The following is an 11,515-nucleotide window of genomic DNA, read 5'->3' as shown; positions in this document are numbered from 1 at the left end:
TCACATATAAATACAAGAGAGCTCGTCACACTCGACTCTGTTGACACAAAATCAATCCAGTCCTGTTTCTCCTGCTCTCAGTTAATATCAAGGAGGATAGCTATGAAAGCTGTTGTTGTAAATCCAGAAAGCACTGGTGTTGCTGTTGAAGAAAAAGTACTCCGTCCACTTGAAACTGGGGAAGCACTTGTAGAAATTGAATACTGCGGTGTTTGCCACACTGACCTCCACGTTGCCCATGGTGACTTTGGTCAAGTACCAGGCCGTGTTCTAGGACATGAAGGTGTTGGTATCGTTAAAGAAATTGCCCCAGATGTGAAAAGCCTTAAAGTCGGCGACCGCGTCAGCGTTGCTTGGTTCTTTGAAGGATGTGGAACTTGCGAATACTGTACTACTGGCCGTGAAACTCTTTGCCGTACAGTGAAAAATGCCGGCTACTCAGTAGACGGTGGTATGGCTGAACAATGTATCGTAACTGCAGACTATGCTGTTAAAGTTCCTGACGGACTTGATCCAGCCCAAGCTTCTTCTATCACATGTGCTGGTGTAACAACCTATAAAGCTATAAAAGAAGCAAAAGTTGAACCAGGTCAATGGGTTGTCCTTTACGGTGCTGGTGGACTTGGTAACCTAGCTGTTCAATATGCTAAAAAAGTATTCAATGCTCATGTCATCGCAGTTGATATCAATAATGACAAACTTGCCCTTGCAAAAGAAGTAGGTGCTGATGTCGTTATTAACGGCCTAGAAGTTGATGATGTACCAGGACTCATCAAGAAAAAAACTGATGGAGGAGCTCATTCAGCTGTCGTAACTGCTGTATCTAAAGTTGCCTTCAATCAGGCTGTTGACTCAGTTCGTGCCGGTGGTCGCGTAGTCGCTGTTGGTCTTCCTTCTGAAATGATGGAACTCAGCATCGTGAAAACAGTTTTAGATGGAATCCAAGTCATCGGTTCTCTTGTAGGAACTCGTAAAGACTTGGAAGAAGCCTTCCAATTCGGTGCAGAAGGTTTAGTAGTTCCAGTTGTTCAAAAACGTCCAATAGAAGATGCCGTAGCCATTTTCGACGAAATGGAAAAAGGTCAAATCCAAGGACGTATGGTACTCGATTTCACCCACTAATCTAATAAAAACCTATTTTAAAAGTTGGAATGCGCTTCCAACTTTTTTATATTAAATTTTTTAATAAGGATTCAAAAAAACTTCTCTAAAACTCAATATATCAATATTTTCAGATGTAATCTTTTTAATTATTTTATGATAAATAGTTGATTTTTAGATGAAAACGGTTTATACTTAAACAGTCTTAAAGTTTTCTTAAACGAAAACTAAAACAAAAAAGGAGGAATGACAATAATGAGTATCGGAATCATTATTGCGAGCCACGGCGAATTTGCTGCGGGTATTCATCAGTCAGGATCTATGATCTTTGGTGAACAAGAAAAGGTTCAAGTTGTAACCTTTATGCCAAATGAAGGTCCTGACGATCTATACGCTAAGTTTAATAACGCTGTTGCTGCATTTGACGCAGAAGATGAGGTTCTAGTTCTGGCTGACCTTTGGAGTGGATCTCCATTTAACCAAGCTAGCCGCGTGATGGGAGAAAATCCTGAGCGTAAGTTTGCCATCATCACAGGACTGAACTTACCGATGTTAATTCAAGCCTACACAGAGCGCCTTATGGACGCTGCTGCAGGTGTAGAAAAAGTCGCTGCTAATATCATTAAAGAAGCCAAAGATGGCATCAAAGCTCTTCCAGAAGAGCTAAACCCAGTTGAGGAAGTAGCAAGCGCTGCAGCTGCTCCAGTTGCCCAAGCTGCTATTCCAGAAGGAACTGTCATCGGAGACGGTAAACTCAAAATCAACCTTGCCCGTCTAGACACTCGTTTACTTCACGGTCAAGTTGCAACTGCTTGGACTCCAGATTCAAAAGCAGATCGTATCATCGTTGCTTCAGATAACGTAGCTAAAGACGAATTACGTAAAGAATTGATTAAACAAGCAGCTCCAGGTAAAGTGAAAGCAAATGTTGTTCCTATCCAAAAACTAATCGACGTTGCAAAAGATCCTCGCTTCGGAGGAACACATGCCCTTATCTTGTTTGAAACACCTCAAGATGCCCTTCGTGCTATCGAAGGTGGCGTGCCAATCAAAACTCTTAATGTTGGATCAATGGCTCACTCAACTGGTAAAACAATGGTTAACAACGTTTTGTCTATGGATAAAGAAGACGTTGCTACATTTGAAAAAATGCGTGACCTTGGTGTTGAATTTGATGTACGTAAAGTACCAAACGACACCAAAAAAGATTTGTTTGACTTGATCAACAAAGCAAACGTGCAATAATCGATTTTATGAAAGGATTTTAAAGATGTCTATTATTTCTATGGTTTTAGTAGTCGTTGTAGCCTTCCTAGCAGGTCTTGAAGGTATCCTCGACCAGTTCCAATTCCATCAACCAATCGTAGCTTGTACCCTTATCGGTCTTGTTACTGGTAACCTTGAAGCAGGGATCATCCTTGGTGGTTCTCTTCAAATGATCGCCCTTGGTTGGGCTAACATCGGAGCTGCCGTAGCTCCTGACGCTGCTCTTGCTTCTGTTGCTGCTGCCATTATCATGGTTCTTGGTGGCGACTTTACTAAGACAGGTATCGGTGTTGCCCAAGCGGTTGCTATCCCTCTTGCAGTTGCTGGTCTATTCTTGACTATGATTGTCCGTACACTCTCTGTCGGATTGGTTCACACTGCTGATGCTTCTGCTAAAAAAGGTGACTTCAAAGCAGTTGAACGTGCTCACTTTGTCGCACTTCTTCTTCAAGGTCTTCGTATTGCAGTCCCTGCAGCACTCCTTCTAATGGTACCAACTGAAACAGTACAAAGCATTCTAAATGCTATGCCTGATTGGCTTAAAGATGGTATGGCTATCGGTGGTGGTATGGTTGTTGCCGTTGGTTACGCTATGGTTATCAACATGATGGCAACTCGTGAAGTATGGCCATTCTTCGCTATCGGTTTCGTGCTTGCTGCCGTGTCAGATATTACTCTAATCGGATTTGGTGCTATCGGTGTTGCTATCGCTCTTATCTACCTTCACCTTTCTAAAACTGGTGGAAACGGTGGCGGTGGAGCCGCAACTTCTAACGACCCAATCGGCGATATCCTAGAAGACTACTAAGATAAGAAAGGACTGAAAACATCATGACTGAAAAACTTCAATTAACTAAATCAGATCGTAAAAAAGTTTGGTGGCGTTCAACTTTCTTACAAGGTTCTTGGAACTATGAACGTATGCAAAACTTGGGTTGGGCTTACTCATTAATTCCAGCTCTTAAAAAACTCTACACTAAAAAAGAAGATCAAATCGCTGCTCTTGAACGCCATCTTGAGTTCTTCAACACTCACCCATACGTAGCCGCTCCAATCATGGGGGTTACTCTTGCACTTGAAGAAGAACGTGCTAACGGTGTTGAAATTGATGACGCTGCTATCCAAGGGGTTAAAATCGGTATGATGGGACCTCTTGCTGGTATCGGTGACCCAGTATTCTGGTTTACAGTACGCCCAATCCTTGGATCACTCGGTGCTTCACTTGCCCTTACTGGTAATATCTTAGGTCCAATCCTCTTCTTCGTTCTTTGGAACTTGATTCGTATGTCATTCTTGTGGTATACACAAGAGATTGGATACAAGGCTGGATCAGAAATCACTAAAGATATGTCTGGCGGTATCCTTCAAGACATCACTAAAGGAGCTTCTATCCTTGGTATGTTCATTCTTGCTGTCCTTGTTCAACGTTGGGTAAATATTAAATTTGCTTTCGATGTTGCCAAAGTTCAACTAGATGAGAAGGCTTATATCCATTGGGATAAATTGCCAGAAGGATCTAAAGGTATTCAAGAAGCATTCGCACAAGTAGGACAAGGATTGTCTCAAACACCTGAAAAAGTTACTACTTTCCAACAAAACTTGGATATGTTAATCCCTGGACTATCAGGACTACTCCTTACTCTCCTTTGCATGTACTTGCTTAAGAAAAAAGTATCTCCAATCACTATTATCCTTGCACTCTTCGCAGTGGGTATTGTGGCACATGTTCTTCACATCATGTAATCAAGCAACTTAAAAGGAATCAGGTTCTAAAATCTGATTCCTTTTTTCTATACTTTTATTCAGCCAAGGCTCCCATTGGATCCCATGGTGCAAGTACGATTGGTTCTGCTTCATAGGCAGCTTGTTCTTCTGCTGTCAGCAATTCTTTGCGAACAACGATTTGGTATGTATATTCGTCCATCCAAGCATCTGAAGCAACAAAGTAACCATCTGTACCAACCTTATCTCCCCAAGAGTTTTCAACCTTCCACTTGGTTGACTTGCCATTTTCGTCCAAATCCACACCCGTCAAGACCATAGCGTGGGTCATCAAGCTTTCGCTGTAGTCCAAACGTCCAGCCTTGTCTTGAGTGAATTGAATATCCATGCTTGATTCAAAGTCATAAACATCTGTCGCAAGGATTCCAGCTTTACGGTTGCTGAGCTGACCAACATCAGAACCAAACCAAACAGTCTCACCTGCTTGCATTTGAGCAATCGCCAATTCTTTTAAGCGCTCCATCGGCACGTTGATGTAGCGAACTGCACGGCTACCAACTACATTTCCTAACATCTCAACTGTGTAAGATTTGCCGTAAGGCTTGTCAGCAGTTGGGGCGTTGATAACAGAAACGTAATCTTCTAGAGGAAGATTGACATATTTCTTGTAAAATTCCTGTGGTGTAATGCCCTTTTCGCTTTGGTAGTTGTTATCCTTATCGCGATAAGCAAAGTCAAATTTACGTGGTGGAAGACCCAATGACATAGCAAGGAAGTTAAAGATTTCTTGCAAGAGGTCTTCTTTCTTAGCTTGAACAGTCGCTTGGTCTGCGCCAGAAGCAAGCAAGTCACGCAAGATTTGAGCATCTTGGCGAAGCAATTTGTTAAGGATTGCATTTAGCTCACGGCTGCTACTAGATGAAACTGACTCAGGGTAAACTGACTTAGGCACGACACCGTATTTCTCAAAGAGAGACACCACCATATCCCATTGTCCACCATCTTGTTGTGGAGTTTGGAGTAGGAAGCTAACCTTACGACTCGTCAAGTCTTGGTCTGCAGTCGCAATCACTTGCTCCAAGAACCAGTTTGATTTCTCATACTTGTCCCAGAAGAAGGTGTGGGCCTGTGATAACTCAAAATTTTCTAGTTTGTATTGTGAGATGAGTTTGTGGCGGAAGGTGTTAAGAGCTGCAAACATCCAGCAACGACCAGATGCTTTCTGGTTGGTTACCTTGTCCTTGGTCAAATCCAATGAGAAAACAGGTGTGTTATCTACATGGCTTTGGCGACGTTCTAGAGCTGCAAAAATTCCGTTGTGGCTGGCAGCATTTTCAATCGCTTGGTATTTTACATTTGCTTCATAATTGGCAAATAGTTTATCAGTAAATGATTCTTGAATCGCGTCCATAGATTCCTCCTTTTATTCTACAGTCTATTATAACTCTTTTCACAAAGGAAGCAACTGAAAAACATAAAAGGCAAGGACATTCTTCCTCACCTTTTTCTAATATAAACCAAACTAAGCAATACTTGCAAGGAGAGCTTCTAATTCCTCCTCGGTCAAGCGACGCCATTCTCCTCTTTGTAAGTTCTCATCTAAAATCAGAGTTCCCATAGCCAAACGCTGTAGGTCTACTACTTCCTTGCCACAGTAGGCTACCATACGCTTGACCTGATGAAACTTCCCTTCTGCAATAGTCACACAGATTTGGCTCTGATTCTTTTCTGCATCTGTGTAAAGAATCTCCAGTCTAGCGGGCTGACAGGTAAAGTCTTTGAGCGGAATGCCCTTGGCAAATGTCTCTACGTCTTCTTGGGTCATAATTCCCTTGACCTGTGCCTGATAAGTCTTGTCAACATGACGCTTGGGTGAAAGAAGAGCATGAGCCAGCTGGCCATCATTGGTCAAGAGCAAAAGACCATGCGTGTCAATATCCAAGCGTCCTACTGGAAAAACTTCCTTGCTCCGAGCAATATCATCCAGCAAGTCCAGAACCGTTCTGTGCTTAGGATCCTCAGTCGCTGAGATAACTCCTTTGGGCTTGTTCATCATGTAGTAGACAAACTCTTCATACTCCAACACTTGCCCGTCAAAGCGAATCTCATCTCTTTCTTCATCAATCTGCAGTTTCGCTGACTTTTCTTTTTTACCATTTACCATCACGCGCCCAGACTTGAGCAAGTTTTTGACCTCAGTCCGACTCCCCACAGCACAGGCAACTAAAAATTTATCTAATCTCATAGAACTATTATATCATACTCAAAAGGAGGCTGGTACAATGACCAACCTCCTTTTCGTTTCATACTCTTCAAAAATCTCTTCAAACCGCGTCAACGTCACCTTGCCGTATATATGTTACTGACTTCGTCAGTTCTATCTGCAACCTCAAAACAGTGTTTTGAGCTGACTTCGTCAGTTCTATCTACAACCTCAAAGCAGTGCTTTGAGCAACCTGCGGCTAGTTTCCTAGTTTGCTCTTTGATTTTCATTGAGTATCAGATTTAAGAAATTAACTTCCTCGTCTCCAGAAAATCGCTAAGACAATCATGGAACCTAGTACTGCCGGAATAATGGCAGTTCCTGCTATTATCGGCCCCCAAGTCCCAAAAAGCAAGTTCCCTATAAAGGCACCAATCCAGCCTAGAAACATTTTTCCAAAACATCCCATTCGCTCTCCACGATTGGTCAGAGTACCTGCTAAAAATCCCACTAGGAGACCAACGAACATACTTCCTAACATATTATCTCCTTAATTTGCCCAATCTCCGTTACGGAAGAGTGGTACACGTGTCCCATCCTCACGGATACCATCGATATCCATTTGGTTAGAACCAATCATAAAGTCTACGTGAACATCTGAACGGTTAAGCCCCGCAGCTGCAAGCTCCTCTTCGCTCATCTCCGCTCCACCAACAACACTAGTCGCATAGGCTGCACCGATAGCCAAATGATTTGATGCATTCTCATCGAAAAGGGTATTAAAGAAGGTAATGCCTGACTGAGAAATTGGGCTTGGATCTGGTACCAAGGCACATTCACCCAAGGCACGCGCACCCGCATTTTCAAAGACAAGGTCTTTCATGACCTGATCACCCTTCTCAGCAGTGATATCAACGATTTGTCCATCCTTAAAGGTCACCTTAATACCTTCAATAATGTTTCCGTTATAACTAAGCGGTTTTGTAGAAGTGACATAACCATCTGCACGACGGAAGTCAGGTGCTGTGAAGACTTCTTCTGTCGGCATATTTGGCAAGAATCCTTCGCCCTGTGCATTGATAGCACCAGCTGATTCCCAAACATGGTTTTTCGGCAAACCAAGTGTCAAATCTGTTCCTGGCGCTGTGTAGTGAAGGGCTGAAAATTGCTCTTTATTAAGCATATCGGCCTTGCTCTTGAGGATAGCTGCATGCTCTTCCCAAGCCTTAACAGGATCTTCTTCATAGACACGGTAAGTTTTGAAGATTTGGTCCCAAAGGAGATCGACTGCTTCTTCATCGTTCGCAGCATTTGGAAAGACTTTCTTAGCCCACTCAAGTCCAGCAGCGGCTGCTACCGTCCAGCTAACCTTGTTAGATTGAGTTGCGATTCGCATTGGCTTCATGGCAAGTCCCATAGCTTTAGCAGAAGCTGAAAGCTTGTCAGCATCCACACCGTTCAAAGCACCTGGATCAGATGAACGAACTCCGAGACGGCTAGCCTTGTTCTCCAAGAGATAGTTCATCTCAGCAATCTTGTATTCTGGCACATTGTCCAGACGCTCCATCGGCGCATGGAGAAATTTCTCACGGTTGATGACATCATCTGTCCACTGAACGATCACCTCATGTGCACCCAAAGCATAAGCTTCTTTGACGATTAAGTGAGCCAACTCACGTTGCTCCACATCGATAGAGAGAGCCAAAGTGTGACCAGGTTGCACGTTGATTCCATTTGCAACCAACAATTTCGCATATTTTTCTAGATTTTCTTTAAAATTTGGTAAAACCATGTTGTTTCTCTTTTCTATTTTTATTTTTCTTTCAAAGCAGAGAATAATCCTGCTAAAGCAATGGCACCTGACAAGAGTGCTGTTGATAGAAGAATTGTCTGGTCAGCAAGTTCTAGCTGATAGTCAAAAACTTTTGAGCTGGTTTGTCTTTTACAAAATCCTTCCCTTACTAGTATATCACATATATTGGTATTTTAAAAAACAAGCTTACTGAAGCTTGTTTTAATTAGCTATTACAAAAATTTTGTACATATCTTTCCACTTCTTTTTCTATAGATTGAATCTCACCAATATCCCATCTATTTTTTTTAGAAGTTATCTTTGCCATCATCTGTAATTTTAAACTCTGACGATGGAATATCCCTTCTCTTTCCCATTGCACTAATTTAGCTTCAGGATAGGAGTTGCCAAACCTGGAGTTCTGAATATCGGTAGTAATACAAAGGTTGCCAAAGGAATGTAAAAACTCCGCAGGTAATTGGCTCTCTCCATCATGTCCATTTGGATTCTGAGGATACCAATGCTCTATGGAGCGACGATAAGCAAATTTGAAATGATCAAAATTAATATCCTTGTACTCTTTCTCTAATTCGGCACGATTTTTCCACAAAACATAATCCACAAAGTTAAAAGCATAAACAGGAATTGCACCATATTTTTTGATACTTTGATCTTCGGTAAACAATCTTTCCTCAGCATATCTCACTGCCATTTTTTCAAGAAAATTCTTAAAGAGACTAGCAAATTCTGTTTGATTTAACTCTTCAATATGGTTAAACAGGAATTGCAAGATTTCATATAACCAACGACTATCACGATTGGCTGTAAAGGTCACAGCAAACATGGATTGGAGAAGAATGATGTTTTGGTTAATTTCCGAATCCGAAAACGTATTATTAGTAAAACGTTCTTCGACTATATAATGCTCTTTAGATTTTCCATTTGGTTGATATTCATAATAAGTCCCCTTCTGTAAAAACCATTCATCCTTATTTCTACTTGAAGAGTCCATATTCGAATTTCTAACGATGTAATTATCGAAAATGTGTTTTATTCTAAGAAGAAATTCACTAAATTCAATAACCCAAGTTTTATCTTTATTTTTTATATCAAATAGTGCTAAGAGTTTCTTATCATCTAGTTGAATCTCATCAGTTTTCTTACCTTCCGCAATTGCCAATACATGGAGTAAGAATGTTGGAAAATCAATGATTGTAGTATAATCGCCAAAATCTTTTTCTACTTCTATATTTTTTTCATTTATCTTTTTTCCTAATATATCTGATAACTTTCTTCTTTCATTTTGATGAAAATCAATATCATTATAAATATTATGAAATGAATAATTTGTAAAATGCCATCCAAAAATACGTTCACGTTCTTGAAAGTCATCTGCTCTCTTCCGTCGCATCTTAAACTGACTTGCTACCGGCTTATCAAACTCTGCACAGGCATCCCAAATTCTTGCAAACTTTTGCGCCATTTCTTGATCTTCACCAAATTTAGACATCATTTGTGCCTTAAGGATTTCATGAGCCTCTAGTTGTTCTCCTCGAGAATTGAAACGTTCGAAATAAAGATTCAAATCTAAATCCTCAGGAAGTATACTCCGAAAAATGATGACCTTTTCAAAAAGATAACCAACGAAAGACTGAGGATTCAATTGGCGCTCTTCTAACACTTTTTTCAATGCGTCTCTAGCATGTCCGTAACCTCTAGTCAGCTCATTTTCATCGCCCTCTAAAATTTTTTTCTTGGAAAATAAATCTTGAATATTCTTATTTGATTTCTTCCTAGCTGGAAAGGTAAGATTGACAGCTTTCAATCTATCAAAACCAAACTCATGCTTCAAAGCTAAGGCAATCAAATTAAGGGCTGTTGTTCGTTGTTGCCCATCTATGATTTTGAAAATGTCATTCTCTTTATTAACGACTAATGTTCCAATATAGTAATTGTCTCTATTTTCTTGAACAGCATCTGCTACGTCGTTCAATAACTGCTCAATTTCATCATAAGTCCAAGCAAAATTTCTCTGATAAAGAGGGATAGCATAGGTATCTTCATTTAACAAACGATTAACTGATAAGCTTATATGTGTTTCTACCATTTATCTTTTTCCTCTTCTATAATCTTGTCCACAGTATAATTTTCAAATAGCTCTCTATCTATTTTGACCATAAAATCATTCGGAGTGACAGCATGAGATAAAAGTTGAAATAGCTTTTGGACCTCTTTTTGTCTAAACCTTCCACCAGCAGCATAGTTCCCAACTGTCGCATCATATATGGCTTTAGATTTAACTCTAGGGTAGTAAGACCAAATAAACAAGGTCTCTACTATCTCCTTTGATAGCTCCTCTTTTCCAAATCTATCTGCGAAAAGCGAGCAAATATTTAGGAATATATTGTGACATTTAAGATAGCGTCCTTTTGAGCTATTGTAAATGTTTAACATACCTTCTGGGTAAGCTAAATTTTGTCCTTCCTCCTCTAACTCATTAGATATTCCTAACTGTTCATTTAAAAAATCTTTATAATTTTTAACAGTTTCATGAGCAGATTCAATATACTCAAAAAATTTACTTCCATCAATGATTAGCATAGTAATGGACATGGGGAGATTTTCAATATGACGATACAATTCTAAGTATGGAAAGTTCTGATTCAAATCAACGCCTTTAAAATCGTCAATAAAATCCTCTGTAAAACGGAGATAAGATCCATAACGCTTGTTTGTCAATCCTGTATCTCCTCGAGACCAACGTCTCATACGGAAAAGATGTTTATCAAACAACTCTTTGAGACTTAAATCTTTATCTTCTACAAATTGCTCCCACTTTTCAACAATCTTTTCATCTTCTGAATCTTCCTTGCGGAGATGATAGGCTTTGAGCAAATCATGAGGTTCTAAAGGTTTTCCACGATTATTCTGAGAATCAAATAGCTGAAAAGCCTCTGATAATCGTTTTTTGGGCATAATAATCACAGAGACAGCACAATTCTCTAATAAAAAGTTGCAAATATCTTTTGCCTCATTTTCGCTAACCAATTGAGTCAAATTTTCCCACTCGTTATAATTTTCACTCGCATGATAGCAAGATAGCTCTCCAAATTCAGCACTCAGCAGTTGATTAGCACCCTTATAATTCTCTAAATCATCTAATAAATGAAGAAACAAGGAAATAGAAATTAGCCGTTGCTGTCCATCGACAATATCTAAGTATCTATCATTTCCATCATTTTCATCATTTTCATGCAAGATAACGGAACCAATCTGATATTCCTTTTTCCCCATAGCATCTCGTAAATCATAAAAAAGATTACGGATATGTTTTCTGTTCCATTTATATGGTCTTTGATAAGAAGGAATTCGCAAATTCCCTTCTTTCAATAGTTCTCCAACCTTTTTAGAAGTAAATTGAATAGTCATTT

Annotated in this window: 10 protein-coding genes; 4 read left to right on the top strand and 6 right to left on the bottom strand. The window is 40.0% G+C overall.

Annotated elements, in window-relative coordinates:
- Positions 1-102: 102 nt before the first annotated feature.
- The 4 genes from adhP (at position 103) to KB197_RS01365 (ending at position 4,110) form a co-directional block, all read left to right on the top strand.
- Complete coding sequence (gene adhP, locus KB197_RS01380; RefSeq protein ID WP_064276421.1) at positions 103-1,122, top strand: alcohol dehydrogenase AdhP; 1,020 nt, start codon at positions 103-105, stop codon at positions 1,120-1,122.
- A 234-nt stretch (positions 1,123-1,356) separates the two neighbouring features.
- Complete coding sequence (locus tag KB197_RS01375) at positions 1,357-2,346, top strand: PTS sugar transporter subunit IIB (protein WP_004258131.1); 990 nt, start codon at positions 1,357-1,359, stop codon at positions 2,344-2,346.
- Between the two features lie 25 nt (positions 2,347-2,371).
- A complete protein-coding gene (locus KB197_RS01370; RefSeq protein ID WP_000022716.1) occupies positions 2,372-3,175 on the top strand; it encodes a PTS mannose/fructose/sorbose transporter subunit IIC in 804 nt (267 codons plus the stop codon).
- Positions 3,176-3,198: 23 nt separating this feature from the next.
- Positions 3,199-4,110: a PTS system mannose/fructose/sorbose family transporter subunit IID gene (locus KB197_RS01365; RefSeq protein ID WP_000136864.1), complete on the top strand. Its 912-nt coding sequence runs from the start codon at positions 3,199-3,201 to the stop codon at positions 4,108-4,110.
- A gap of 55 nt (positions 4,111-4,165) precedes the next feature.
- On the opposite strand, the gene pepC is transcribed toward KB197_RS01365, so the two are convergent.
- The 6 genes from pepC to KB197_RS01335 all read right to left on the bottom strand — a co-directional run bounded on the left by pepC (position 4,166) and on the right by KB197_RS01335 (position 11,513).
- Positions 4,166-5,500 carry an aminopeptidase C gene (pepC, locus tag KB197_RS01360; RefSeq protein WP_064276422.1) on the bottom strand — a complete coding sequence of 445 codons (1,335 nt, stop codon included), beginning with the start codon at positions 5,498-5,500 and terminating at the stop codon, positions 4,166-4,168.
- A 111-nt stretch (positions 5,501-5,611) separates the two neighbouring features.
- Complete coding sequence (locus KB197_RS01355; RefSeq protein ID WP_049547113.1) at positions 5,612-6,334, bottom strand: pseudouridine synthase; 723 nt, start codon at positions 6,332-6,334, stop codon at positions 5,612-5,614.
- A gap of 268 nt (positions 6,335-6,602) precedes the next feature.
- On the bottom strand, positions 6,603-6,833 hold the full coding sequence (locus KB197_RS01350) for a GlsB/YeaQ/YmgE family stress response membrane protein (protein WP_000901574.1): 231 nt from the start codon (positions 6,831-6,833) through the stop codon (positions 6,603-6,605).
- 9 nt (positions 6,834-6,842) lie between these two features.
- Entirely contained in the window at positions 6,843-8,084 is a 1,242-nt protein-coding gene (locus KB197_RS01345) for an aminopeptidase (RefSeq protein ID WP_212573543.1), read from the bottom strand.
- A gap of 226 nt (positions 8,085-8,310) precedes the next feature.
- Positions 8,311-10,191, bottom strand: a complete 1,881-nt coding sequence (locus KB197_RS01340; RefSeq protein ID WP_212573544.1) for a GmrSD restriction endonuclease domain-containing protein — start codon at positions 10,189-10,191, stop codon at positions 8,311-8,313.
- A complete protein-coding gene (locus KB197_RS01335; RefSeq protein WP_212573545.1) occupies positions 10,185-11,513 on the bottom strand; it encodes a DUF262 domain-containing protein in 1,329 nt (442 codons plus the stop codon). Before KB197_RS01335 ends, KB197_RS01340 begins: the two co-directional genes overlap by 7 nt.
- Positions 11,514-11,515: the final 2 nt, after the last annotated feature.

The sequence above is a fragment of the Streptococcus sp. 11-4097 genome, assembly GCF_018215285.2.
Classification (GTDB): Bacteria; Bacillota; Bacilli; order Lactobacillales; family Streptococcaceae; genus Streptococcus.
The sequence above is the reverse complement of the archived record's forward strand: the minus strand, read 5'-3'. Positions and strand labels throughout refer to the sequence as shown.